The organism is Blautia faecicola, from assembly GCF_004123145.1.
GTDB classification, from domain to species: domain Bacteria; phylum Bacillota; class Clostridia; order Lachnospirales; family Lachnospiraceae; genus Oliverpabstia; species Oliverpabstia faecicola.
Genome location: NZ_SDKC01000001.1, coordinates 1,525,601 through 1,552,593, shown reverse-complemented (window position 1 = coordinate 1,552,593; position 26,993 = coordinate 1,525,601). Strand labels below are relative to the sequence as shown.

Genomic DNA, 26,993 nt, shown 5'->3' with positions numbered 1-26,993 from the left:
CTGCCGGTGCGTACCGTGACACTGAACTAATAAATCATTTAAAATCTGCCGTTCTGTCAGGCATATACTCTAGTACAGCGAAAATTAAGTATCTGCTATATTGACGCAGGATGATTTCTTCATCTGCAAGGCGGAGGAATGAGGCGTAGCGGTGGCTACGACGATTGACGACAACGCAGCAGATGAAAAATCAGACAAGTCAATATGGCGGTTACTTAATATTCGCTGTACTAGCTTTGCAGCTACGGCAGATGAATTATGGAGAGAACAATATGAAAGTATTTGTAACAGGTGTTGCCGGACAGCTGGGACACGATGTGATGAATGAGCTGGCAAAAAGAGGTTATGAAGGAATCGGAAGCGATATCGCTCCTTCCTACAGCGGTGTACAAGACGAAAGTCCGGTAACAACCATGCCTTACGTTGCCATGGATATCACAGATAAAGAAGCTGTTTGTAAGACGCTTACCGAGATCAAACCGGATGTTGTCGTTCACTGTGCTGCATGGACTGCTGTCGATCTGGCTGAGGACGAAGACAAACAGGCAAAAGTAAAAGCTATCAACGTAGATGGAACTGCGAATATCGCTTCTGTCTGCAAAGAACTGGATGCGAAAATGGTTTATATTTCCACCGACTATGTATTTGACGGACAGGGAACCGAACCGTGGCAGCCGGACTGCAAAGATTACAAACCGCTAAATGTATACGGCCAGACCAAACTGGACGGAGAACTTGCCGTATCTTCCACTCTGGATAAATATTTTATCGTTCGTATCGCATGGGTATTCGGTAAAAACGGAAAGAACTTTATCAAAACCATGCTGAATGTGGCAAAAACGCACGACAAACTGACCGTTGTTTCCGATCAGATCGGTACTCCTACTTATACCTACGATCTGGCAAGACTGCTGGTTGATATGATCGAGACAGACAAATACGGTTACTATCACGCAACCAACGAGGGCGGCTATATCAGCTGGTTCGATTTCACAAAAGAAATCTTCCGTCAGGCTGTCGCTATGGGACGCGAGGAATATTCCGAAGACCGTGTATCCGTTGCTCCGGTTACCACCGCGGAATACGGCGTATCCAAAGCAAAACGCCCGTTCAACAGCCGTCTGGACAAATCCAAACTGGTAGAAAACGGATTCGAGCCGCTTCCTACCTGGCAAGATGCTGTGGCACGGTATCTGAAGGAGATTGAGTTCTAGAGTGTGTCTGATTATCAACGCAAATGATATATTGTTTAACTAAAAACAGTGTAGTACGGTTTGAAATCAAACATTGTACTACACTGTTTTTAGTTTTCCTCAGATATTTATACATAATGCCTCATTGACAGCCCCAGTCTACAACATACTGGATTTGCTTTTCTTACCATCCTGGTAAATCACAATTGAATTTTCTTAAATATCTGTCATAATCCGAAAACAATTATCCCAGCTCTCTCTCACTCATATCCAGTGCCGCTGCAATCACCGCATCCATATCATAATACTTATATTCACCCAGTCTGCCGCCGAAAATCACATCAGTTTCTTTCTCAGCAAGTTTTTTATATTCTTCATAGAGTTTTCCGTTCTTTTCATCATTGACCGGATAATAAGGTTCATCGCCCGGTTTCCACTCGGAGCTGTATTCGCGGCTGATGACTGTTTTCGGAAGATCCTGACCGTTCTCATCTTTTCCGAACTCAAACCATTTATGCTCGATGATTCGTGTCCACGGAGTCTCTGCGTCTGTATAATTCACCGCTGCATTTCCCTGGAAATTCGGTTTGTCCAGTACTTCTGTCTCGAATCGCACCGAACGGTATTCCAGCGTACCCAGTGTATATGCAAAATACGCATCAATCGGTCCGGTATATACGATCTTTTCTCCCAGACTGTCATAATACTCTTTCTTCTCCAGATAATCCACGCCAAGTTCTACCTCAATGCCATCAAGCATGTTGGCAACCATCTTTGTGTAACCACCTACCGGAATTCCCTGATATAATGCATTGAAATAGTTGTTATCAAAGGTCAGACGTACCGGCAGACGGCGGATGATAAATGACGGAAGCTCCGTACACGGACGTCCCCACTGTTTCTGTGTGTAACCCTTGATCAGTTTCTCATAAATATCCGTTCCAACCAGAGAGATTGCCTGCTCTTCCAGATTCTTCGGCTCGGTGATGCCTGCTGCCTGTCTCTGTTCTTCGATCTTGGCTGCTGCCTCTTCCGGTGTCACCACACCCCACATCTTATTGAAGGTATACATATTAAACGGCAGGCTGTACAGCTCACCCTTGTAATTTGCCACCGGGGAGTTCGTAAAGCGGTTAAACTCCGCAAAAGATGTCACATAGTCCCACACTTTTTTGTTGTTGGTGTGGAAAATATGCGCACCGTATTTATGTACATGAATCCCTTCGATCTGCTCTGTATACACATTTCCTGCGATGTTTGGGCGTTTGTCGATTACCAGCACCTTTTTCCCTTTTTTTACCGCTTCCCGGGCAAATACGGCGCCGTACAGACCGGCTCCTACGATAACATAATCATATGCTTTCATTTTGTTTCTCCTTGTATCTTTTTCTTTCCGTCTCGCTGTCGCTTCTTCCATTATATACAGCCTCCGGCAAAATGTCATCCCTTTTCTTTTTCTGCCCGTTTTGTCTCATTTTTACAACCATGCGAATTCCCTAAGTTTTGTAAAATTATGGAAGAACTCAGAAAATGAGACAATTTTATTTTACCAAAGAAAAAGGAGCTTATCCTGCCATGCCAAAACCAAGAACATCGAACGGAAACAAAAATATGATTGGCAAGAATCTGATGCGTCTTCGCCAGAACCGGGAACTTTCCCAGCGGGATCTGGCAAGAGAACTGCAACTGATCGGATACGATATCGACCGGAACGTGATCACGCGGATTGAAACAAATCAGCGTTATGTCACAGATATCGAGATTCTTGCATTCTGCCAGATTTTTCATGTGACATTTGAAGATCTGATCAAGGATGCACAGGTCTAAGATTGATTCTTCATAAGAAATTCCGCACAGATACGAGTTATATTAACAGCGTCTTCTGTCGCCTGTTGTCGCGACAGCCATCCGGTTTCCCGTACAGACCCAGACTTTAACCCGTCGCTTGCGAAAAAGAAAAGCATCAGATAAAAAATCAGATTTTGGGAATTTCCACATCTCTGATTTTTTATTTGATGCTGTTTTTTCATATTTTTTATCCTTAATTTTCTTCTTTTAGAATCAATCCCACAGTTTCTCCGGATATTTACCGGAACGGATCATTTCACGGAAACCTGCCTGTGCCAGTTCGGTATCTTCTTTATAAGTAATACCGATCCATTTGTCCTGTGTCTCCAGAACTTTTACGGTTGCTTTGTTCTGTTTTAACAGACCGTCCACGATGATCGGAATCAGATATTCTTTCTTCAGCGGATCACCGGAATCATCCTTCAGGAATTCTACAAATCCACTCTCCAGCTTGTTCAGAAATTCCGGATATGCGGCCCACATATTCATAGATACATGAACATCCGGTGTGATCCAGGATCTTACTTCTTCTCTGTCGCAGACTACGGTTCCGTCCGCCCCGATTGCAATACCGGATGTCTCCAGAACATCTGTCAGCATATCATCGTCATCCACGGTACAGATACCACGGGTAACAGCTCCGTTCTCGCTGACAGTATTTTTCAGGACAAATCCTGCCATCGCCATGTTCAGCACTTCGCCTTCCTGTTTTCCGTTTACCAGAAAATCATGCAGCTTTACGAAAGCCTCTTTTCCGTAGTAATCGTCTGCATTGATGATCACAAACGGGTCTTTGACTACATCTTTGCACGCCAGTACCGCCTGACCGGTTCCCCATGGTTTTTTACGTCCTTCCGGCACAGTGAAGCCATCCGGCAGATCGGTCAGTTCCTGGTATACATATTCCACTTCGATCTGAGAGCCGATGCGGTTTCCGATCACCGCTTTGAACTCTTCCTCGATATCTTTGCGGATTACAAATACCACTTTGTCAAATCCTGCTTCTTTTGCATCATAGATCGAGTAATCCATGATGATCTCTCCGTTGTCCGACATCTTTGCCAGCTGTTTGATCCCTGTTCCGAACCTGGAACCAATACCCGCTGCCATGATAATCAGTGTTGTTTTCATATGTTGTTCCTTTCTGTTGCAGAAGAATACCTGCAGCGCACGCTCCCGTCTCTGCAGGTATTCTTTGTCTCGTGTTCATTTGCTAATATCTTAACATTTTTCCCCACAAAAAGCAATACAGGAAACATATTTGAACCATCTGTTATGCTTTTCAGGTATAGCACAGCCGTTTTTTATTATTTCTCCAGTTTTTCAGCTGCTTCCTCCAGCAGAGAAATAATGGACAGATGCTGCGGACAGACACTCTCGCACTGACCGCACTGGATACAGTCACCTGCTTTTCCGGATGTCTGTGTCAGTTTTTCATAATAAGACTGTGCACGGTCTTTTTCTCCGTACAGGCGGATCGTATTTAACGCACGGAAGACATCCGGGATGGAAATCTGCTGTGGACATCCATCGCAGCAGTAGCGGCAGGAAGTACATGGAACGGTTGGATTTTTCTTCAGTTCCTCCTGTGCTTTTTCGATCACTTTCTGCTCTTCCTCTGACAGTGGCTCAAAGTTGGTAAATGTCTTCAGGTTGTCGTTCATCTGCTCTTCGTTGGACATACCGGACAATACGGTGGCAACACCTGGAAGAGATGCCGCAAAGCGCAGTGCCCAGGATGCTACGGAAGCGTCCGGTTTGATCTTTTTCATCTCTGCCTCGACTTCCGGAGATGCACTGGCGAGAGAACCGCCTTTTACCGGCTCCATAACCAGGAAAGGCATGTTGTATTTGCGAAGAACCTCATACAGTCGACCGGACTGTACCAGCGGATTCTCCCAGTCTGCATAGTTCATCTGGATCTGTACGATCTCTACTTCCGGATGCTCGGAGAGGATCTTGTCCAGCAGTTCCGGTGTTCCATGAAAAGAGAAACCGAAATGACGGATCAGTCCTTCTTCTTTTTTCTTCATCGCCCAGTTGAAGCAGTCGTATTTGACGTAACCTTCGTAGTTTGCTCCGTCTTCTACGCTATGTAACAGATAATAATCAAAATATCCCGCACCGGTACGTGCCAGCTGCTCATTGAAGATCCGATCTCTTCCGTCAATTCCTTCGTCCATCATCCACTGCGGAAGTTTGGTTGTCAGCGTAAAGCTGTCACGCGGATAACGCTCTACCAGCGCTTTTTTGATGATGCTCTCGGATTTTCCTCCGCAGTACATATAAGCGGTATCAAAATAATTCATTCCGGATGCCATATACGCATCCACCATCTTACAAAGCTGCTCCAGATCCAGTTCCCCGTCCTTCTCCGGCAGTCTCATCAGACCGAAACCGAGTTTCGGCATTTTTGTTACATCAACACTCATTGTAAAAACCCTTCTTTCTTTTTTGTTTACTTTTATGATAACATTCAAGTATACTTGAATGTCAATCTTTTTTTCTTTTTTGTGATATTTTTATGCTGAATATTCGTAACTGTTCAGTACCTTCACAGTTACGAGTCAAAATGCATTTAAAATCACCTTCGGTGATGGCATTTTGACTTGTATGTCTCGGGATTTTGGCATATTCATGCCAAAACACCTCGCGGGATACTACCTACTGAATAGTTACGAATATTCTTTCTATTTCAGAAGATAATAGATTGTTATAATCACTGCAACTAATAAAAACAGGAGAAACATCACAAAAAGTATCATTCCTGATGACCAGTTTTCCAATGGTATTCCTGTTAGTTCCGACAGTCCGATTACCCCTCCAAAAACCACAATCAAGCCAAATGCAATCCACAGACCGTCTCCACCGCCACCTCTCCTCGGCGAACCTCCGCTTCCTCCATCGCATCCACAGGGACCGCCTGCACAGCCGTCATAGTGGAATCCACTGTCATCCAGCTTTCCTCTTTCATGATCTCCCATAATGTTTTTCTCCTTCGCGTTCCTTAACTTTCCATATTTCAACCTGCGATTTCTCCCAGTTCGAATACTACGATTCTTTCCCTTGGATTTTCTCCCGGAAAGAGATCTTTACAATCAATCTCGTCCGAAAACTGTAACTCTTCCACACTCATCAGACACGCTATGTAGTCATCCGAAGGATAATAAAAGAACAATTGGATCGGTCTCATATTCCGGTAATAGGATTCCAGTATTCTTGCTATCACATGCTGTAATATTTCTACAGAAAACGGATTAAAAAAATACATCCTGTCCGCCTGATCCGGGACAACGAATTCTGTCGCATCGACCTTTTCGAAAGATACCCGCCCGGAGGAGACTGCGGTTTCTTTATTCTTCTGTGCACTTTCATAGATCCGCTCATCATATTCAATTCCTACAGACTGACATCTGGTCTGCCAGGACAAAAAGAAATCTACCCGTCCTTTTCCGCAGCCATAATCCAACAGCAGATTGTTCTTTCGGATATACCCGGAATCCGCAAGGCGTTCCAGCACGGTATACGGTGTCGGCTCATACGGGTATCTGTGTTGATCCGAATGAGAATCATCCCTTCCGCTTGTGCGGATGTGCAGTAGTTTATCCCATCGCTGTTCGGTTTTGTCTTCTCTCATATCTTATTACCCGATTTTCTGTAATATTTTTTGATTCATATCATCGTAAGAATCCCAGTATTCCTTGCGAATCGCTATTCCCGTATAATGAAACAGTTCTTTTATCATGTTCATAATTTTCTCGCCTGTATATCCTGTTTTTTCCACAATGGTTTTATCCGTAATCGACACAATTTCATGAGCTGCCAGATTTCGAATATTTTTTTCAACTTTTCTTACTTCATCTACTGTTCTTATTAATCGCCGATCTTTTGACAAACCAATAATTATCATTCGAAGATGGTCTGAATATACTTCTTTACCTTTAAATCCATTGCGATACTGTCTGTCTAATAAATTTCCAATTACAGTTCCTGATAATTTTCTTTTTGACCAGTTCCTTACTGAATTTTCATTTATTTCGCAGTAATCATTGATATCAATATTAAATTCTTTTTCCAAAATAGTTTCAAACAAATCCACTATTAACGGTGTGATTGCGCGTATAAAATCAGCATACTCTCCTCGCTTCAATTTTATATTTGTACTCAACGCATACTCAAAATATTTTCTTTCCTCTGTGTCCTCCACTGGAAAACACTGCAATTTTGTTTTTTCTATAAGTTTATCTACTCTGGAAAAGTCCAGTAAAATTCTCGAATTTGCTAAATACAATAAATCGTTATAGTTTTTCGTTTCTTTCTTCGGTAATGTCTCCGCAACATCAATGGCAGCTTTATAGTCATAAACAGAAATGTGTTTTTTTATTATTTCTTCTTTTTTTATTTTCGACAACGTTGGACAAGTTACTTCTTTACACCTGTTTTTGTATCCTTCGCGATTGTCTATATCCTTCTCCCACAACAATCGTACGTTATAATTTTTGCGACTATGTTCATTAATCTTTTCTTCCGGTGTTGCAACCTGAATCGGTTTCGCCGGGAATTCTCCCAATGTCTGTAATACCAGTAAGCCACTTTTCATCGCCGGAGTTCCCGATGATACATTCAGAAGAAGTGTATCCGAATCATCCATATTTTCATGAATCTTTTCTATGATCATCCGAAAATCCTGATAATAATAATCAAATTCATGCACTTTCGTGAGATTTCGCCGTTCAATAATTCTATATTCCATTTTCCGTTTCTGCAATTTCATCAACTGATCGAGGCAGTATCGATATCGATCATCTTCCTCCTGATAATCCAGCATCTCCTTGGACATATACATAATAACTATATCCGGTTTGTAAACCCGACAGATATGTAACATGGATCCATCATAGCAGTTCGTTGATGAAATAGGATCTGTTCCTCCCACCGGGGTAAATAAAATTGTTCTATTCATTTGCTTTCCTCTTTAAATAATAATAACTTCTTCATTTTCAATTTTCTGGTTCAGTCCGAAAAGATTCACTTCTCCGGTTCCACGAATCTTATATACCCGTACACTGTCTTCTGATTTATCAATCAATGTTGGTATCTCATCGATCAGTTTTCGATACATACCTTCCGAAATCATAGCTTCAAATGCCGACTTCTGTACGCGGAATCCATAGCCATTCATTTTCTTGGCAAAAGCAACTCTCCGTCTGTTATTTACTATATCATAAATCACCAGAATATATAGTTTTTTCTCTTTATAATTTTCTTCCGTATTCCAAAAATAATTTTCCATTCGTATTTTCCTGTTTTTATCGAATTATAACCGGTGAGTACTCATTTACATCTCCTGTTTCAATTACCTTTACCAACTGATTCACCTGCATATCTAATGCCCTACGAAAACTGACTCTGTAATTAATGTATGAGAGATACTTATTGTCCGACCTGAATTTCATCTCCAGCTTCTGGATATATTTTTTAAATCCGTCTTTATCCAGATACACTCCAGGATGTTCTGTGTCCGTATAAAAATTTTCTGTGGCCAGTTCATGCCCATTCAACATACTCAACGCCGTCGTATCGATCAGCACTGCCCTCCACTCTTCCATCAAATCACTGGCTAATGTCGGGTGTTTTTCTCGATCTTTATGCATAATTCCAAAATATGGATTTAATCCCTTTCCTTCTATTTTTCCATACAATTCGTTCAAAATAATAGAATATCCCAGACTGATCATGGAATTAAAAGGATCCATAGGAGGCCGCCTTGATCTTCCTGAAAACCGAAAAGCCGGATCGATTAGTTCTCCTAAAGTTCTGAAATATATTTTTGCAGCTGTTCCTTCATATCCCATAATCTGTTCTATACTGACCGCACGTGGCAACTTTCTTTGCATATTTTGCATCTCCGCAATCGCCCGTTCAACATTTTGCTGCCTTCCTCTTGCATATCGTCTCAATACTACAATCTGATTGTGAATCTTGGCATCTATGATTTTCCTTGAGAAATCAAGCTGAAACTCTTTGTTTTTTCCAAGATCCGCCTGTTTTCGTTGCCGCTGTACATTTACATGGGTAGTTGAAATCAATCGTCCAAAATAAGACCCGTTCGTTGAATAAAAGATCACATTGATTCCCCGTTTCAGACATTCGGTCAGGCATTGTGTTGTAATCTGAATCTTTCCAAACACCTCAATGACTTCCAGGGTTTCTGCCGGAACACTTTTTAACAATCCATCTTTGTATTTTACCTGAAATCGATTTTCCTTTATCCCGATACTTGCACCCTGTTCACATACATAAAGATAACTCATTACTGTTTCACCTCTTTCAAATATAACTTACTGTTTCCGTCCCCTCCACGGGGTTTTTCTTTATCTACACTCTGGACGCTATGGAGGATGAACCTACACATCCGTTTTCGTCCCCTCTATGAGGCTCTTTTTTATCTACTGTAAAGAGAAAGAAACAGCCGAAAGGCAGAAAATTTTTTGTCCCCTCTGCGGGGTTCTCATTTATCTACATGATATCGGAAAAGATGGATTAATTTCATCATTGACTGGGTTTTCGTCCCCTCTACGGGGTTCTTATCTATCTACATTATCCGAATGTATTCCTCTGGCGGACATTGCTTGGTTTTCGTCCCCTTCACGGGGTTCTTATCTATCTACGCAATAACGGGAGGCGTGGCAATGTTAAAAGAAAATGTTTTCGTCCCCTCCACGGGGTTCTTCTTTATCTACAAGTTCACAATGATGGACATTATCACAACTCTGTAAAGTTTTCGTCCCCTCCACGGGGTTCTTCTTTATCTACTGAAACAATTGAGCGTGTAGAAAATCTTTCCGGATCGTTTTCGTCCCCTCCACGGGGTTCTTCTTTATCTACGGCGGATATGCGTTATCCTAAGGCTAGGGTAGGTAAGAGTTTTCGTCCCCTCCACGGGGTTCTTCTTTATCTACACAAATTTATATCTTCTTTCGCTTGGCTGGTGTGGTGTTTTCGTCCCCTCCACGGGGTTCTTCTTTATCTACGTGAACGGACTGAAACTTTTCAACATTCCCTCTTTCCGTTTTCGTCCCCTCCACGGGGTTCTTCTTTATCTACCCTCTTTCAGAAATTACATCCCTGTCTGAGCGTGACCAGGCGTTTTCGTCCCCTCCACGGGGTTCTTCTTTATCTACGTTGCACTGAAAAACAATGAAAGTATGGATATTGTGTTTTCGTCCCCTCCACGGGGTTCTTCTTTATCTACCCTATAACAACTGTACCTTGAAAAAAGAATAAAAGCCGTTTTCGTCCCCTCCACGGGGTTCTTCTTTATCTACTACATAAGAGTATACAGACACGAAAAGCGTAGCAGAGCAGTTTTCGTCCCCTCCACGGGGTTCTTCTTTATCTACAACAGATTGGCAACCTTAAAGATAACGAGGATAAATGTTTTCGTCCCCTCCACGGGGTTCTTCTTTATCTACTACGCTCGAACCGATTACGTTAGGGCAAAACAAAAAGTGTTTTCGTCCCCTCCACGGGGTTCTTCTTTATCTACATTGCGTGTACTCGCTTCCTGGAATAACTCTAAACTCGTTTTCGTCCCCTCCACGGGGTTCTTCTTTATCTACTAGAATCGCTACGAACTAATGTTTTGATATCCTGGACAGTTTTCGTCCCCTCCACGGGGTTCTTCTTTATCTACATATGCTAATAAATGTAAGGAATTGAATGAAACAATCGTTTTCGTCCCCTCCACGGGGTTCTTCTTTATCTACGAGAAAAGAAGGCTATAGATTACGGATGAATTCGGTTTTCGTCCCCTCCACGGGGTTCTTCTTTATCTACCCTGCCTCTCGCAGCCCCCTGAATCTCGTGGTTTCCAGACGGGTTTGCGGAGGAAACCGGATTCGTTTGCGGAATCTTTCCAAAAAGATACAAATTTTTTTCAAAATCCCTTATTTTATGGGCTGCGGGGCAAAACAGAGTTTTAGATTGGTCGGTATGTCATATATCCCATACCCATATCATATAATTTTCCCTCATATTTTGTACATTTACATACATGAGGTGCTATTTTCAGGCCGATATCCTTTGCATGTTTATGCATCCTATAGGAACTGCCCAATGTGTTTTTATAAATATTATCGATAATTCTGACCGCCTGACTGCCATATAGCGGATATAGAATCGTCTTGGAAAGGAAACCACAGCCTCCACCCAGCCAGATAATGCCCGTTTTTTCAGTACCCCTGCGGAATCTGGAATAAAAATATTTGTAACAGATTTTCTGAAAAAGATTCAGTGCTTTCATGATATCTTCCATCGTGTACGGGCAAAGCGTTGTATCAATTGTAATATCAGCTTCTATCTCCGTTCCTGGTTTCAGTGTTTCTCTCAAAAGTGGTAACGGTTTTTCCTGTCCATCCAGAGTATAATCGATTTTCTGACTTAATGTCAATTGTTCTACCGGAATCGGATAACTGTCTCCCACACGTAAGCCAGCTAGATTATCATTCACTGCACTTGATCTTTTTTTCTGATCTCTGTTCAATGTGTAAAATATCTGCTGCTCCAATGCGTTTGTCTCTTTGGAAAGACACATCTTTCTGTTCGCCCGCACTCTGGAACTTGCTGCAATTTTCTCTCTGATTGCTGTATATTTTTCCGGATCTTTTCTTATCTCCCAGGCGATGAGAGCTGTCCGGATCATTCCTTTTATGCTGCTTCCCGGAATATACGGCATTCCATACGAATCCTTGACAAAAGCATCGATCTCTTTCGGACGTGCCGCCTGCGAAACAAATGCCTCGCCTGCATCCATCTCATATTTTTTCCACGCAGTATATTGTGACACAGGCACCTGTGATTGCTTTAACCACTGTCCCAGTGCAGGTCCTCTGCTGCCATTCGATAACAGATATTCCATATACGCTTTTCCAAGACCTTTTCTCTGCAAATCCCCATACATTTTTTCAATATCCGGAATCAGCACATGATGATTGCGTGGCAGATAAATATATTCTTTTTTGCTTATTTTTTCTCCCGACCCTATATGAATCGGGGATAATGCCGTAATTTTTATCCTGTATGTTTTTAAATATTCCTTCATACCTACACCCCCATAAAGAGTGGCTTTGCATAACGATATACCGGATGACTTCCCTTTTCTGAAACATCATAGATATCTCCCTCAAACCGATGTTCAAAGCATGACCCGGCTGCAAACACATATAAATCTTTTTTCTTTCTCAGTTCCTCCGCATAGGTATCTGAGGATACAAAACCGGATCGTTTTATCAGCTGATATGAAGCGCCCTCCAGCGCATTTTCCAGTTCTTTATCCTGTGGAAGTCCAACGGAGAGTAAAATATTTCTGTCTGCATCTTTTTTCAGATGTCGTTCCAGTGCTTCCAGAAGTTTTACCGGTCGCAGAATATACTTTCCGAGTCCTGTTGATTTTTTCCCTCCGATGCCGGTATAAGCCAGCGATTCTAACAGTTCCTCCGCAAGATATTTCTCTTCTTTTTCTGTATAGCCAAGAATAACATATAATCCACAATCCTGATTATAAAAATACGTTCCTACCCGAAACGGCAAAGTATCTTCCTCCGTTCTTACCCGCGCCATTGTCTGCTGTTGAAAGGATCCATACTCTTTTAAAGGATTTACAGAAACATCCATCGTTCCATTCATAAAATTTTCCAACTGCTCTATCGGAAGAAATTTTAATTTTTTATATGCTTTTTTCTGTTCTGACTGCCCTTTTTTCTGAGGTTCTATATAAATCATTGGTTTCGGAACCATATACTGCTGTCCGATATATGGAAAGGCATCTGAAAAGAGCAGGTTTCCTCGCTTGGTCATATCAAGGAACTCTTTTTCTTTCTGCATCTTCAATGCTTCAATAAACATTGCGGAAAACAACTGATCTGCCTGAAACGTGTATGCGCTTTCATTCAGCATTCCGGTTCCAAAATGAACTCCTGTCTGAAAATCTAATTTATAGATTGAATATTCCATATACGCTCCTTTAGCTTTCCATAATCTGCTCGCATTTTCTCATGACTTCATCCGGAATCTCACCGATTACTGTATCCAGATGCAGATCCGTAATTTTCACTCTTCCGTATCCTCTTGATCCGCTTCCGCCAAGATAATCGTACTGCAACAGTCGAAATCCCTCTTTCAGGATTTCAAGATCTTTATACAGGGTTTCCTCGTCTTTCATTTCATAAATCAGCTGTAATGGAAACTGTGCACCTCGAACCACCCGTTCAATCTGTCTTGGATTCGCTACCGCTGTCGTTCTTTTAATACTGTTTTCAAATTTAATCTCTACCGGATCCTCTACACCTGCCAGTTTCAGTTCTTCTTTATTATCTAAAAACATATCTGAAAATAAAATCCTGCTGGTTTTCACTTTTCCCTTTTTCGCACTTCCAAAAAGTTCTGTCAGACAGTCTGCATCATCATCCGGAGCAGCCGCCACGGTTTGATTATATCTTTTCGCAAGTAATGTCCGCATTTTCCCTTTCAGACTGCTTCCCGGTATCATCGGCATGTTCGTTCTGCTGTCTCTGATAACCGGTGAGTCTACGGCTCCAATTGCTGAAAATGCACTGGAACCGCCAATATGTAATCCAGTAACTACTTCTAATTTTCCGCTGATTTCTATCTTTGCAAACATGTTCATATCCCCCTATTCATCTTTTTCGTAAAATTTTCTATATGCTACCAATGCTTCCATATACCTGCTGAATAAAATATACTGTGACCGACTGCCCTTAATCGCATCCAGACATTGTAAGATCTGTGCTGTTTCTACCAGACGTTTTACTTTCTGTTCCCGTCCTGCCTCATATACAAATCTCAGTTTCAGATAATTAATACGTCCTATTACCTCATTGGAAAGATGTTCACTCTTTGTATTTACAACATCATTGTATATGTTTGCTGTCATAGATAACAGATTTCTGATCTTAGAGGTCGTTACGATTCCTATTGGCTGACCTTTCTGATTTTTCTCCTCATGAAGTTTTTTTATCACCTGTTCTGCAATTTCTACATAGTTTTCCTCTGTCAGTTTCATTCTTCTTCCTCCTTCTCTTTCCGATGCAGATAAACATACAGATAAATCGCTGTAATCAGCTCTCTTCGATCTTTGGAGTTCTTACTCCATTCATACATTTTCTTTGAGAATTCCCGATATGCTTTTCTCTGTAATGGTTCGTTCTCATCCGGCTCCATTCTTGAAAGCAAATACACATACCTGGCAAAATTAATCTTTTCACTGTCCCGCCTTAACAGTTCCATCAGATGATACAAAAACGCCATCCCATGCTCATCTGTCTGTTTAAAATAGTTGTCCAATACCCTGATTTTCTCATCTGCTACACTCTGCAGGAATTCTTTCCAGGAGTATGCCTGTGTATCATCAAAAACGGTGACCGCATTCTTTCCAGCTACTTCTTTCGCCGCCGTTTCCAGTTCTTCCACTTCTTTAGCCATAACATTCAACGGATACTTTTCATGATAAATACCAATTCCACCTGAAATATGCAGTGTACCCTGTGTAAAACGTTCCAGTGCTTCCCTCAGATCCATGAACGCAGCGATTACGTCATTCCAGGCTCCCACCAGGAAAACATCATCACCGCCGGAGTACACAATCGTAACATTTCTGCCTGTTTCTCTGCCGAAAATACCCGGCTCCCCATTTTTCAGAATCTGATTGATATAGCATTTGAAAAAGAGCGATAACTGTCTCGACAACGTAGCTGTTCTGGAAAGTGTCACATAACGGTCGTCCCCGTTTTCTCTCTGGAATCCGTATACAAATGTCGTTCCCAGGTTATCTACATCTGCCCGCAAAACAGCGATTCGCTTTACTCCTTCTGCCTGTTTTGCAAATTCCGCAAACGTATTTTTTGTGGTATAATCACCAACCCAGAGTTTTGTAGTGACATGTTTTCCTGTATATATACCATTTTTCGTATATGCCCGGACATAAATATCCTGATTCATATGTTTTAAAAGTCTGCTTTCTGTATCCGCTGCCAGATATTTCTCTCCGGGAAGCGGTAGTGCATCCGGTATTTGCTCACATAATACCGTAAAATATTTTTCCTCCAAAATACCGCCTGACATTTTTTCCAGCGCATTGCAGATACTGCATTTATCATCTACAAGTTTTGCAACTCTCCTGCATACTTTACACTCACGTTCTCCTTCTTTTTGTTTTCTGTTCAGGGAACAAATCATATCCTCTGTATATCTGTGCGATTTCTTCATAGAAATCATTTTCGATATCTGTAAATACAACTCAGAATAGCTGCCGTCCGGAACATTTCGCAATGCGTTCGCGGTTGCCGTTGCATATCCACACGCCACATAAAGAGCCGTATCAAAATGCTCCATCAACCACTGGTTCGTATCTTTTTCATACTGTTCCATCACATTACGTGTCTTTTGTGTGTTGGAAAGTAACATATAACAGTGACCGCCACCTGTGTATATCAGATTGGCTCTGGAAAGAGACAGTTTTTCCAGTAACTCGTCTACCATATGTTCCATCATAATTTCCAGATAAAAACTTCTTGCACGCAGCCCTTTCAACGCACCTTTTTCTCCCACAGTATAAATAAAATTTTGAATTCCCGAAATATCCATAGAATACAAAAGAAACATTTCTTTTTTGTAAGACTCCTGTGCCTCCGTAAACAGCCATTTTTTATAATCTTTTTCCTGATGTTCTTCCAGATACTGTTCCACACAGGAAGCAATCGCTGCTGTCATTTTTACATGATCGTATAAGGAAATGTCTGTCAGTTCTTTTTTAGCCGTGGAAGAAGGAATATAACTTAAATTCGCCTCCAATACTGACAACAAAGAATTGATATATTCTTCATCCCAGGAAATCCCCTTCAGATTGTCCGTTATATTTTGTATTACCTGTCGGTAAAATGTTTCATTCATGACAACAGGATCCTGTGTCGGATAGTTAATTCCATTTCGGGGATCTAAAACATTCATCGCGTAATGACTGTTCCCATGATTTCCGTTCAAAATATTAAACACACTGGCAAGTGGAACCATCTTGTCAAATCCGTATTCTCCATTCTCTGCTTCTCTGCGATCTGTGAAAGCTGCTACGTTGTCCGCATAATAGGTAACATATGCACACGCATCTGACTCAATATTCGCATTTTTCAGATGATTTCCATGATGAAATCTTATACAATCCAACACCTCTGTATCCTGCATATCTGTCTCTTGTTTCAGATATTCGTATCCACTCTGACTGTGATTTCTTCCATCGCCACTTCTGTATACAACTTTTCCGATATCATGTAATAGACTTCCGATGATTAATTTTATCTGCCTGTCTGTAATCATTTTCTTCCCCTTTCTTCTGTCATTTTTATATACCCCATTCCAATGGCTGTTTTAATTCCAACTCCTGCATATTCTCCAAATCGGAAAAGCATGTTGGCAAAATTCACCATCGTTTGTGTTCCGTTCATTTTAATTGTAATCTTTCCGATAAAAGCCGGAATCTTTATCCCCTCCATGGGAAAGCTTGTACTTTTCAGATCATACCGGATCACCTGCGCCGCATCACATAACTGGTCCAATGTATCTCTATCCAACATCGTTTCTTCCTGAACTGCGACATCATATTTATTCATCAAACTCTGAAAAATGCAACGCAGATCCGGGTAAAAAACATATTTTCCCTGTTGCTTGAACGCTGTAGGAGAAATAAAATGAAGCTGTATATAACGATTTGCATCTTTTTCATAAAATTCTTCCATTAATTCCCGATATGAAACTTCATCATACTTTTTCTGTCCAATAAAAATCTCCATATCTCTTTTTTTGATTTCAATTTTTTCTGTGTTCCACAACGTATCCTGAATTATCGTTTTCGTTGTTTCTTTATTCAGGCAACACACAACCCAATACCAGTTTTTTTCTTTATATTCCAAATGTTGTGTATATGGATGCAACTGCGACAGATGCAAATAATCTGCATATTCTTTTGGTAAAAGTTCCATCAGAACACCATGAAAAAGCGAACTCATCTGGTAATTTAACTCTTCCTCACATTTTAATTTCATTTCCAGTCTGGCTAACATATCTTTCTCCATTTACAAAATACAATTTTACTTATACTATATCCCGTTATTGTGTATTTCGCAACAAATATTTTCACTTTTCTTCCTCTTTTTATTATATTTTCACAATTTTCATACAAAGAGACTCGATACTGCTAAAATCCAGCATCGAGTCTTTCACTTAAAATTTTATTTCCTTTATACTTTCCAGAATCATCTTCTTATTTCTGTCATGAAGATAACTCTTCATCGAATCTTAACTGTGAAGTCACTGAACAGTTACATTATTTTTTCAGATTCATTCCATCATGAAACGCTCTTCCAACGGTTGCCCCCAGTACCACATAGGTATTGTTAAACGGATCAAACGTAATTGGCTGAGCTTTTGCCACATCCACTTTACCGTTCTCGTCCAGTACACGCTCATCCACACTGATGTTTACGATTTCTCCCACCATCCGGCAACTTTCCGGGTCGTAGCTTTTCAGTCTGCATTCTACGGCAATCGGGAGTTCTTCGATCAGTGGTGCATCTATGAACTCTGATTTTACTGCGTGAAATCCTGCATTTGCGAATTTGTCCGGCTCTTTGGTTCCGGAAACGATTCCCACATAATCACATGCTTCCACATGAGCGGCATCTGCCATACTTACGGTGAATGCTTTTCTTGCCAGGATATCTTCGGTTGTCTTATGGCTGGCACTGATGCACATGGTCAGTTCTTTGTCATCGCTGATGCCGCCCCAGGCTGCATTCATTGCATTCGGTGTTCCGTCCTCTCCGTAAGCTGCCAGGATAAATACCGGCTGTGGATATGTATATGCTTTTGCTCCTAAATTTTTCCTCATGTTAAAACCCTCCTGCTTTTTTGTTCTCTTTTCTGACAGATTCTGTTCTTTTATTATATCTCTGATTTTCCTTCATCTCAACTGTTGTTTTCTGAAAAGGACCTGATTTTCTTATTTATATTTTCCGCATTTATTTGCCAATCATTAAAAGATGTTGTATACTTAAAAACGTTTGGAGCAAACTATGAAACGCTGTTTCAAACACGCTCTAAATCACAGAATCAAAAACAAAGGAGTCTTACCCATGAAATTTATGTACCCTGCTGTCTTCCGCAAAAATGAAGACGGAACATACAACGGCTACTTTCCGGATCTCGAATGCTGCACCTCCACCGGAGATACTCTGGACGAAGCCATCGAGAATGCCAACGAAGCCGCCTACAACTGGATCACCGTAGAACTGGACGAAGAAGAACCCAACCTTCCCAGCATCTCCGACCCCTCCGACCTCGACCTGACCCCGGAAGACATCGTCCGCATCATCTCCGTAAATATTCGATTCTACGAAGGCTGGGATGAGTAGTACACAAAACACTATGCTACCATCCTCAAAACATTAAAACCGACAGGTATTGTATCTCACATCACACAGATACACCTGTCGGCTCTTTGTTTCCAGTCTTTTCACCTTCATAATCCATCAACATATTCTAATTATACTGTCCAACCATCAATTTTCATGTTTCATTACCAACATCTCCCAGTTACTACACCACTTCTCTTCTCCCCTTGCCGACACCGCTCACCACAATTACAGCCAATAAACAGCCAGAAAGCCGATCGCACTGTTTGCGAGCAACACTTTGTGGGCGGTTAGGGCAAGCTTTAAGATCCGACGCTTACGCAGGCTTTCGCGAGGGTCAGCTGACCCTCGTGAACCATAGCCGAAGTTAGCGGCTAGCTTAAAGTTGCCCTGCCCACGTTGCCGCAGACAGTGCGATCGGCTTTCGGGCGTCCGCCCGCCAATTCTCTTTCTGGCGTTCGTCTTGGCACACCTTTTTTTAGAACTTCCTCCACGTATCCGGAAAGAACACCAGCAGCAACGGAAAAATCTCCAACCTTCCCGCCAGCATATCAAAAATCAGCACATACTTGCCAACATCTGAGAACAAATCAAAGTTCGCCGTCGGTCCAACCAGTTCCAGTCCGGGACCAATATTATTAAAAGTTGCCGCAACCGCCGTAAAATTCGTGATCAGATCCAGATTATCAAATGCCAGAACAAACATAGAAGTCGCAAAAATCATGATATACACAACCATAAACACATTGACATTTCTTACCACTTCATGCTCCACAACTCTTCCATCCATCTGGATTTTCCGGATCTGACGGGGATGCAGATACTGCTTGATCTCTTTCTTCATCGCTTTTAACAGGATAATAAAACGCGAAACTTTAATACCTCCACCGGTACTGCCTGCACACGCACCGACAAACATCAGAAGCACGAGAATCGTCCGGGAAACCTCCGGCCAGAGATTAAAATCGACCGTCGCAAATCCGGTAGTAGTAATAATCGATGCAACCTGGAAAGCAGCCTGTTGGATTGCCTTTCCCATGCTTCCATAGACTCCCCGGATATTCCATCCAATCAGAAGAACCGCTCCCAGAATGATGGCCAGATACCAGCGTACCTCCTCATTTTTCAGTGCCTGTTTCCATTTTTTTGACAGAAGCAGAAAATACACGTTGAAATTAATACCAAACAGAATCATGAATACAGTAACAACAATCTGAATCGTTGTGCTATAGCCTCCCATACTGTCATTCTTGATTCCGAACCCTCCGGTACCGGCTGTACCAAAAGCAGTTGTCAGTGCATCAAATACCGGCATTCCACATAACAGCAGAATCACAGTCTCCAGCACCGTCATCAGAAGATAGATCGTATACAGAATCTTTGCCGTAGAACGTACGGTAGGAGCCAGACGGCTGACTGAGGGACCCGGACTCTCCGCTTTCATCAGATTCATCTGTGAACCACCACTCATCTTAATAATAGAAAGCAATAATACCAGGACACCCATACCACCGATCCAATGGGTAAAGCTTCTCCACATCAGGATACAACGTGGTGCATCTTCCACCGATGCCATAATGCTTGCTCCTGTTGTTGTAAAACCGGAGACCGTCTCGAAAAGAGCATCCACAAAATGCGGAATCGTCCCACTGATCATAAAAGGTAACGAACCAATCAGACTGAGCACAATCCAGGAAAGAGCTACCGATACACATCCCTCTTTCATAAAAAAGTGCGGTTTTTCCGGTCGACGCACTACAAGGAGCGTTCCTGCCAGTGCACTGATCAGTCCTGTGATCAAAAAGGAGGTCCATGTTTTTTCTCCATAGATCAGCCCGGTAACTGCAGGAAGTGCCATGCAGATGGCTTCCAGATTCAGTACCCAGCCGATCACATAGGTAATAATTCGATAATTCATACGTATCTCTCCTATTTTTCCAGAATATCTTCAATGTCCCGCAGGCATTTCTGACTGGTTACCACAACAACCGTATCACCCACCATCAGACAGTCATCGCCGCGTGGAATCAATACCTTACCACCTCGGTTGATACAGCCCACCAACAGGTTATTCTTCAACCGCAAGTCTTTCAGTTCTACGCCAACTACCGAAGAGTTTTCCCGGATCACGAACTCCAGAGCCTCTGCCTTGCTGTCAAGAATATGATACAGTGTCTCCACATTACTTCCGATGGAGTTCTGAGTTGCCCTCGTATATTGAAGAATCCGATCCGTCGTGATATATTTCGGATGGATCAGACTTCCCAGTTCCAGTTCGTCTGTAATATCATCAAACGCCACACGGTTGACCTTTGTGACTACTTTTGCCTGGGACATCCGCTCCGCAAACATACCAAGCAGAATATTTTCCTCATCCATATTGGTCAGTGCCACAAACGCTTCTGCGTTTTCCAGATTTTCTTCAAACAGCAGGTTCTTGCTTGTACCATCCCCGTTGACCACCGTTGCATCTGGCAGCAGATCTGCCAGCAGCTCACATCGCTCTTTGGACTGTTCGATGATCACAACGCGCATTTTCATCTCCAGCAACATTCTTGCAAGGAAGATAGCGATGGTTCCGCCACCCACGATCATACAGTTTCTCACCTGATTGGTCTTTAAACCAATAGACTTGAAAAATGCGGAAGCATTCTTCGGAGATGCCAGGAGCGATACCAGATCACCGTTTTGCAGTACAAAATCACCGTTCGGGATGAATACCTGCTCGCCACGTTCTACACCCGCAACCAGAATATTATGTTTCCCTTTCATGTTGATCTCAACGATAGACTTCCCGTCCAGACGGAATTCCGGTTTCAGACGGAACTTTAACAGTTCCACTTTTCCCTTGGCAAAAGGATCAATTTTAATGGCCGAAGGAAAGCGAAGCAGCCGTGCGATCTCTGCAGCAGTTGCCATCTCCGGGTTGATGATCATGGAAATGCCAAGACTCTCTTTCATCAGATTGATTTCCTTGTTGTAAATCGGATTTCTTACCCGGGCAACTGTATGACATTTTCCCAGATTTTTTGCCACAAGACAACACAGCAGATTCAGTTCATCCGATCCGGTCACAGCGATCACCAGATCCGCCATCGCTGCTCCGGCATCCATCAGAACGTTGATGCTGGATCCATTTCCCTGAATCTGCAGGGCATCCAGATCCTCTCCTACCTCCTGTAATTTCTGGGCAGATATATCTACAATCGCCACCTCATGATTCTCCATGGTCAGCTCTTCTGCCAGGGCAGAACCTACTTTTCCACATCCGATAATTATAATCTTCATAGTTCCTCCAGATATCTGTTACGCTGCTGTGATGTATCATTTTCTACTGACAAGTATCTCTGCATTCATCAACAGTACAAAAAAAATGCTATAACAGGATAAAATAATAAAATAAAATCATATCCTATTATAGCATCAATACTAAAATACTCAAGACATATTCTGTCTAACAATTAACTGAAAACCATGTTGATTTTTTATGCATTTCATCTGTTTTGTATGTCTTATCAAGACAACCTTCAACCATTTTCCGCTACATTATCGCTTTTCATAATTTCTTTAAAAAAGCAGCTGCGGCTTCCGGTATGGCAGGCTGCACCGACCTGATCCACCCTTGCCAGAATCGTATCGTTATCACAATCCAGATACAGTGACCGGACATACTGAAAATGTCCGCTGGTAAGCCCTTTGACCCAAAGCTCATTTCGACTGCGGCTCCAGTAAGTCATCACACCGGTCTCCAGCGTCTTTTCATAAGCTTGCCGGTTCATATAAGCAACCATCAGAACATCTTTATTTTTATCGTCCTGTACCACCACACAGACCATCCCGTCACTGTTCAGTTTCAGCTCATCCCATGTAAATGCAGCTTTTAACGGTGTTTCTTTTTTTTCTTCCATGCTCATTGATTCCTCTGTTTTTGTATAAATATATCCCTGGAGTTCCCTTGCGTCTGCAGCACAGCCCTTTTACAGACTGCCCTTTGTAGACAAAACTCCCTGAATCCGCTCATCCATCTGTGTTGCCTGATCCAGTGCTTTGGCAAACGCTTTGAACATTGCTTCCATGATATGGTGATTGTTCGTTCCGTCCAGTACCTTGATGTGCAGATTCATGCCGGCTGCATAGCTGACAGCATAGAAAAACTCTCTGGCCATCTCAGTATCCATATCTCCAAGACGTTCTACGGTAAATGCACCGTCAAAGTTCAAATATGGACGGCCGGACAGATCGATGCCGCAAAGTACCAGTGTCTCATCCATGGGAAGAATCATGCTTCCATAACGGCAAATCCCTGCTTTATTGCCCAGTGCTTCTTTAATAGCCATACCCAGTACGATTCCGGTATCTTCGATCGTATGATGGCTGTCCACATTCAGATCACCGTCTACGGCAAGATCCAGATCAAAGAATCCATGACGGGCAAAACCATCCAGCATATGATCAAAAAAACCGATTCCGGTATTCAGGCTGGCTTTTCCGGTTCCGTCCAGATTCAGGCTCATCGTGATCTTCGTCTCTTTGGTATTGCGCTGCACCAGTACATTACGGGTCATACCCTGTTCTTCCAGTCTGCGGATCTCCATACCTTATTCCTCCCCTTCAAAACGCACTGCGATCGAGTTGGCATGTGCGGTCAGCTGTTCGCATTTTGCAAACTGCTCGATATCTTTGTGGATCGGCTGCAATGCTTCTCTGGAATAGTAGATGATGCTGGATTTCTTCACAAAATCATCAACAGACAGCGGAGAGAAGAATTTTGCGGTTCCGTTGGTCGGCAGAATGTGGTTTGGTCCTGCAAAATAATCACCCAGCGGTTCACAGCTGTATTCTCCGATGAAGATCGCTCCTGCATTGCGGATCTTTGTCATGACCTCAAACGGATTGGCAGTAACGATTTCCAGATGTTCGGAAGCAATCTCATTTGCAGTGTCAATCGCTTCGTTCATGTCCTCTGCCACCAGGATATATCCAAAATTGTCCAGAGATTTCTGAATAATCGCTTTTCTTTCAAGAACCTGTACAAATCCCTCAACTTCTTCGCTGACTTTCTTTGCGAAGTCTTCGCTTGTCGTGATCAGGATCGCAGATGCCAGCTCGTCGTGTTCTGCCTGAGATAACAGATCTGCTGCCACATAGCGCGGGTTGGCTGTCTCGTCTGCCAGTACCAGGATCTCGCTCGGTCCCGCGATGGAATCGATGCTTACATGACCATATACGGCTTTTTTCGCCAGCGCTACATAGATATTTCCCGGTCCTACGATCTTGTCTACTTTCGGGATGCTTTCTGTTCCAAATGCAAGGGCTGCAATCGCCTGTGCACCGCCTGCTTTGTATACTTCATCTGCGCCTGCCTCTTTTGCAGCGACAAGAACTGCCGGATTGACTTTTCCTTCTGCATTACATGGGGTGGTCATGATGATCTTATCGACACCTGCCACTTTTGCCGGCATGATGTTCATCAGAACAGAAGACGGATATACCGCTTTTCCACCCGGTACATAAACACCGACTTTCTCCAGCGGTGTCACTTTCTGTCCCAGCATCGTTCCCTGCGGCGTGCTCTTGAACCAGCTGTTCTGTTTCTGCAGTTCATGGTAGCTCTCGATATTGACCAGTGCTTTGCGGATCACGTCCAGAAGTGCCGGATCTACAGTTTTGTATGCCTCTTCAAATTCTGCTTCTGTTACTTTTACATTGGAAGCATCGATGTCTGCCTTGTCAAACTGTTTCGTATAGGAAAACAGGGCTTCGTCTCCGTTTTCCTTGATGTTCTGAATGATCGCCTGTACCCGGCTTTCGTACTCTCCGTACTGGCTCGGGCTTCTCTTTAACATGTTTTCCAGAATATTTTTTGTGGTTTCTTTTGTTAATTTTACGATTCTCATCTGTCTGCCTCCTTGATGACCTGTTTTAACTTTCCTAAAAGTTCTGAGATCCGTTCACTTTCCATCTTCATGCTCACCTGGTTGACAACCACTCTCGCGGACAGCGGGCATACTTCTTCGAGAACATGCAGACCGTTTTCCCGCAGTGTTGAACCGGTCTCTACGATATCGCAGATCACTTCGGAAAGTCCTACGATCGGTGCCAGTTCAATGGAACCGTTTAATTTGATGATTTCCACGGTCTGGTTCTTTTTATTATAGAAATAATCTTTTGCAATATTCGGGTATTTCGTTGCCACACGGATCTGCTGGTTTCCGTCTAACAGTTCTTTCGCTGATTCCGGTCCGCAGATACACATTCTGCATTTGCCAAAGCCAAGATCCATCACTTCGTATAATTTTCTTCCTTCTTCCAGGATCGTGTCGCGTCCCACAACACCAAGATCTGCTGCCCCGTATTCCACATAGGTCGGAACATCCGGACCCTTTGCCAGGAAAAACCGCAGTTTCAGTTCTTCGTTGACAAAGATCAGCTTTCTTGTCTTTTTATCTTTCATCTCTTCACAGGTGATGCCTACGGCTTCCAGCATCTCCAGTGTTTTCTCCGCCAGACGGCCTTTCGTCAGTGCGATGGTTAAATATCTCATTGGTCTTTCCTCCTACTGAAAACTTTTCTGATTGGTCATCTGTACTTCATCGGTAAACAGATTGATTACCTGGATCTGATCCTCTCCTACCGGGGATACGATATCCGTGAACTGATGACTCTTGCCATAAACGATGTAGTCTTCCGCTTTCAGTCCTTCTTCCATCCGCATACACTGGATCTGCATGCCGTGTGTTCTCTGCATACCGGCAATCTGGATCGCTGCCTCGCGGTTTCTTTCATTATATAAAACCAGACGTTTTCCTTCCAGAACCGGAACCTGAATGTTCTGACGGTTCAGTGCATTTAACACCTGTTCCATCACCAGACAGAAACCGATCGCCGGAGCCGGTCTTCCGAAATGTTCCAACAGTTTGTTGTACCGTCCACCGGTTACCAGCGGCTCACCGGTACCATAGGTAAATCCCTGGAAAATAATGCCGGTATAATACTGATATTTGCTGAGCATACCAAGGTCAAAAGAAATATACTCTTCACAGCCGTAGCAGGTTGCCACCTGATACAGTTCCCGTAACCGGCGGATCGCAGCAAGTGCTTTCGGGTTACCGGTCAGGCTTTCTGCTTTCTTCAGGACTTCCGGACCGCCGAAAAGCTGTGGCAGTGCAGTCAGCGCCTCTACCTGTTCTTTGGACAGTCTCTGATTCTCCAGAAGTTCTTCCACGCCAAAATAATTTTTATTGGAGATCAGCTGGCGCAGTTCCTGGATCGTCTCTTCGGACATACCGGAGTCATCAACCAGTGCCTTGAAGAAATCCACCTGACCAATACTGATCTGAAATTCTTTCAGTCCTGCTGCCTTTAACAGTTCCACGGTCATGGCAATGATCTCACCATCTCCGTCCACCGACGCATCGCCCAGAAGTTCCACACCCATCTGGGTGGATTCTTTCAGTCGTCCCTGGTAGCTGGAGCGGTTCACAAACGTGTTTCCGCTGTAGCAGAGACGGATCGGCATATCTTCCTGATGATAATACATGGATGCCGCTCTCGCGATGGAAGGTGTAAAGTCCGGACGAAGCACCAGGGTATTACCATCGCGGTCAAAAAACTTGTAGAGTTCTCTGGACGGCGTGGTTCCCACCTGTTTTCCGAACACATCGAAAAACTCAAAGGTAGGTGTCTCTATACTCTGGTAACCGTATGCATGAAAGATCTTCTCCATTTTTCTCTGAAGATACAGTTTCTTTGCACATTCGGTTCCGTAAACATCCCGGACTCCTTCCGGGGTATGAAATAATTGTCTCATGGTTCTATCCTCTTCTTTATCTTTTTTCTGTAACTTTTTGATTTATCATATCAGTTACTTTTTATGCGCTTTAGTCTGCTAATGTGCTACTATGCTAATACATTATATGTGAAGACAGCACACTTGTCAATCCCTGTCCTGCAAATCTTTCTGGATTCCGTCCAGATACGGCACCAGAATCCCACCGTGGTTCGCAAGGAAATAAGAAGGATTCAGTTCTTCGTAAAGAAAACTTTTTCTTCCACCATTCTGCGCCCGCTCCCAGAACCACCACAGATCTCGAAATGTCAGATAATAGAATTCATTTCTTCCCGAAAAATAAATCAGCAGGAAAGAAATTCCCTCCTGCTGTTCAAACTCTCTCATAAACCGCACCTGATGCTCATGGATATTGGCAAGGGGAAAGACTGTTTCTTTGCACTCTTTCGCATCGAAGCATACAGGAATCCCCTGCACTGCCCCGATATAATCCACCGTACTTTTCTGTTCAAAATACGCCAGGGTGATCTGTCTGGTATCCTTGGCGATCCGAACCGGCGTGATCGGTGTCGGCACTTTCTGAATCAGTGCCAGCCCCTTTTCACGGTACTGTTCATTGCTCCGGTTGATCAGTTCTTCCAGTGTAGAACCCCTGAGTCCTCTTGAATTCCAGGTTGCCAT

Annotated in this window: 26 protein-coding genes and 1 CRISPR repeat array; of the genes, 3 read left to right on the top strand and 23 right to left on the bottom strand. The window is 42.9% G+C overall.

From position 1 onward, the window contains the following. Positions 1-272 precede the first annotated feature (272 nt). Positions 273-1,214: a dTDP-4-dehydrorhamnose reductase gene (rfbD, locus tag ETP43_RS06915; protein ID WP_129257506.1), complete on the top strand. Its 942-nt coding sequence runs from the start codon at positions 273-275 to the stop codon at positions 1,212-1,214. Positions 1,215-1,437: 223 nt separating this feature from the next. On the opposite strand, the gene glf is transcribed toward rfbD, so the two are convergent. Next, positions 1,438-2,559, bottom strand: coding sequence for a UDP-galactopyranose mutase (glf, locus tag ETP43_RS06910; RefSeq protein WP_129259510.1), 1,122 nt, complete (start codon positions 2,557-2,559; stop codon positions 1,438-1,440). 209 nt (positions 2,560-2,768) lie between these two features. On the opposite strand from glf, the gene ETP43_RS06905 reads away from it, so the two are divergent. Continuing rightward, positions 2,769-3,020 carry a helix-turn-helix domain-containing protein gene (locus ETP43_RS06905; RefSeq protein WP_129257505.1) on the top strand — a complete coding sequence of 84 codons (252 nt, stop codon included), beginning with the start codon at positions 2,769-2,771 and terminating at the stop codon, positions 3,018-3,020. A 234-nt stretch (positions 3,021-3,254) separates the two neighbouring features. On the opposite strand, the gene ETP43_RS06900 is transcribed toward ETP43_RS06905, so the two are convergent. The 14 genes from ETP43_RS06900 to ETP43_RS06835 form a co-directional block, all read right to left on the bottom strand. Then, complete coding sequence (locus ETP43_RS06900; protein WP_022399555.1) at positions 3,255-4,172, bottom strand: nucleotidyltransferase family protein; 918 nt, start codon at positions 4,170-4,172, stop codon at positions 3,255-3,257. Between the two features lie 176 nt (positions 4,173-4,348). Further along, the gene (locus ETP43_RS06895; protein WP_243114213.1) at positions 4,349-5,473 is read right to left on the bottom strand and encodes an aldo/keto reductase; all 1,125 of its coding nucleotides are present in this window, start codon (positions 5,471-5,473) and stop codon (positions 4,349-4,351) included. 258 nt (positions 5,474-5,731) lie between these two features. Then, complete coding sequence (locus ETP43_RS06890) at positions 5,732-6,025, bottom strand: hypothetical protein (RefSeq protein ID WP_129257504.1); 294 nt, start codon at positions 6,023-6,025, stop codon at positions 5,732-5,734. Positions 6,026-6,063: 38 nt separating this feature from the next. Further along, complete coding sequence (locus tag ETP43_RS06885; protein ID WP_129257503.1) at positions 6,064-6,678, bottom strand: SAM-dependent methyltransferase; 615 nt, start codon at positions 6,676-6,678, stop codon at positions 6,064-6,066. 6 nt (positions 6,679-6,684) lie between these two features. Next, complete coding sequence (gene csm6 / locus ETP43_RS06880; RefSeq protein WP_129257502.1) at positions 6,685-8,004, bottom strand: type III-A CRISPR-associated CARF protein Csm6; 1,320 nt, start codon at positions 8,002-8,004, stop codon at positions 6,685-6,687. Positions 8,005-8,016: 12 nt separating this feature from the next. Then, complete coding sequence (gene cas2, locus ETP43_RS06875) at positions 8,017-8,334, bottom strand: CRISPR-associated endonuclease Cas2 (RefSeq protein WP_129257501.1); 318 nt, start codon at positions 8,332-8,334, stop codon at positions 8,017-8,019. A 16-nt stretch (positions 8,335-8,350) separates the two neighbouring features. Then, the gene (gene cas1 / locus ETP43_RS06870) at positions 8,351-9,355 is read right to left on the bottom strand and encodes a CRISPR-associated endonuclease Cas1 (RefSeq protein WP_129257500.1); all 1,005 of its coding nucleotides are present in this window, start codon (positions 9,353-9,355) and stop codon (positions 8,351-8,353) included. A gap of 32 nt (positions 9,356-9,387) precedes the next feature. After that, positions 9,388-10,880: direct repeats of the CRISPR family, unit length 36 nt; unit sequence GTTTTCGTCCCCTCCACGGGGTTCTTCTTTATCTAC. A 142-nt stretch (positions 10,881-11,022) separates the two neighbouring features. Continuing rightward, positions 11,023-12,144, bottom strand: coding sequence for a type III-A CRISPR-associated RAMP protein Csm5 (gene csm5, locus ETP43_RS06865; RefSeq protein ID WP_129257499.1), 1,122 nt, complete (start codon positions 12,142-12,144; stop codon positions 11,023-11,025). Between the two features lie 2 nt (positions 12,145-12,146). Continuing rightward, positions 12,147-13,055 (bottom strand): type III-A CRISPR-associated RAMP protein Csm4, encoded by a 909-nt coding sequence (gene csm4 / locus ETP43_RS06860; RefSeq protein WP_129257498.1) that lies wholly within the window; start codon positions 13,053-13,055, stop codon positions 12,147-12,149. 10 nt (positions 13,056-13,065) lie between these two features. Then, positions 13,066-13,722: a type III-A CRISPR-associated RAMP protein Csm3 gene (gene csm3 / locus ETP43_RS06855; RefSeq protein WP_129257497.1), complete on the bottom strand. Its 657-nt coding sequence runs from the start codon at positions 13,720-13,722 to the stop codon at positions 13,066-13,068. 12 nt (positions 13,723-13,734) lie between these two features. Further along, the gene (csm2, locus tag ETP43_RS06850; RefSeq protein WP_129257496.1) at positions 13,735-14,124 is read right to left on the bottom strand and encodes a type III-A CRISPR-associated protein Csm2; all 390 of its coding nucleotides are present in this window, start codon (positions 14,122-14,124) and stop codon (positions 13,735-13,737) included. Then, entirely contained in the window at positions 14,121-16,430 is a 2,310-nt protein-coding gene (cas10, locus tag ETP43_RS06845) for a type III-A CRISPR-associated protein Cas10/Csm1 (protein WP_129257495.1), read from the bottom strand. The genes csm2 and cas10 overlap by 4 nt, the downstream gene beginning before the upstream one ends. Beyond that, on the bottom strand, positions 16,427-17,155 hold the full coding sequence (cas6, locus tag ETP43_RS06840) for a CRISPR-associated endoribonuclease Cas6 (RefSeq protein WP_243114212.1): 729 nt from the start codon (positions 17,153-17,155) through the stop codon (positions 16,427-16,429). The genes cas10 and cas6 overlap by 4 nt, the downstream gene beginning before the upstream one ends. 281 nt (positions 17,156-17,436) lie before the next feature. Next, positions 17,437-18,000 (bottom strand): flavin reductase family protein, encoded by a 564-nt coding sequence (locus ETP43_RS06835; RefSeq protein WP_129257493.1) that lies wholly within the window; start codon positions 17,998-18,000, stop codon positions 17,437-17,439. Positions 18,001-18,244: 244 nt separating this feature from the next. On the opposite strand from ETP43_RS06835, the gene ETP43_RS06830 reads away from it, so the two are divergent. Beyond that, positions 18,245-18,523: a type II toxin-antitoxin system HicB family antitoxin gene (locus tag ETP43_RS06830; protein ID WP_022399562.1), complete on the top strand. Its 279-nt coding sequence runs from the start codon at positions 18,245-18,247 to the stop codon at positions 18,521-18,523. Positions 18,524-19,001: 478 nt separating this feature from the next. Here ETP43_RS06830 and ETP43_RS06825 read toward each other — a convergent pair whose 3' ends face one another. The 8 genes from ETP43_RS06825 to ETP43_RS06790 all read right to left on the bottom strand — a co-directional run bounded on the left by ETP43_RS06825 (position 19,002) and on the right by ETP43_RS06790 (position 26,993). Further along, positions 19,002-20,441, bottom strand: a complete 1,440-nt coding sequence (locus ETP43_RS06825) for a TrkH family potassium uptake protein (RefSeq protein WP_129257492.1) — start codon at positions 20,439-20,441, stop codon at positions 19,002-19,004. An 11-nt stretch (positions 20,442-20,452) separates the two neighbouring features. Beyond that, positions 20,453-21,811, bottom strand: coding sequence for a Trk system potassium transporter TrkA (gene trkA / locus ETP43_RS06820; protein WP_129257491.1), 1,359 nt, complete (start codon positions 21,809-21,811; stop codon positions 20,453-20,455). A 239-nt stretch (positions 21,812-22,050) separates the two neighbouring features. Next, complete coding sequence (gene hisI, locus ETP43_RS06815) at positions 22,051-22,431, bottom strand: phosphoribosyl-AMP cyclohydrolase (protein ID WP_330546447.1); 381 nt, start codon at positions 22,429-22,431, stop codon at positions 22,051-22,053. Between the two features lie 69 nt (positions 22,432-22,500). Next, positions 22,501-23,088: an imidazoleglycerol-phosphate dehydratase HisB gene (gene hisB, locus ETP43_RS06810; protein ID WP_129259506.1), complete on the bottom strand. Its 588-nt coding sequence runs from the start codon at positions 23,086-23,088 to the stop codon at positions 22,501-22,503. Between the two features lie 33 nt (positions 23,089-23,121). Continuing rightward, on the bottom strand, positions 23,122-24,420 hold the full coding sequence (gene hisD, locus ETP43_RS06805) for a histidinol dehydrogenase (protein ID WP_129257489.1): 1,299 nt from the start codon (positions 24,418-24,420) through the stop codon (positions 23,122-23,124). Next, on the bottom strand, positions 24,417-25,067 hold the full coding sequence (hisG, locus tag ETP43_RS06800; RefSeq protein ID WP_129257488.1) for an ATP phosphoribosyltransferase: 651 nt from the start codon (positions 25,065-25,067) through the stop codon (positions 24,417-24,419). The genes hisD and hisG overlap by 4 nt, the downstream gene beginning before the upstream one ends. 12 nt (positions 25,068-25,079) lie before the next feature. Then, on the bottom strand, positions 25,080-26,333 hold the full coding sequence (hisZ, locus tag ETP43_RS06795; protein WP_129257487.1) for an ATP phosphoribosyltransferase regulatory subunit: 1,254 nt from the start codon (positions 26,331-26,333) through the stop codon (positions 25,080-25,082). A gap of 126 nt (positions 26,334-26,459) precedes the next feature. Then, a complete protein-coding gene (locus ETP43_RS06790; RefSeq protein WP_129257486.1) occupies positions 26,460-26,993 on the bottom strand; it encodes a Holliday junction resolvase RecU in 534 nt (177 codons plus the stop codon).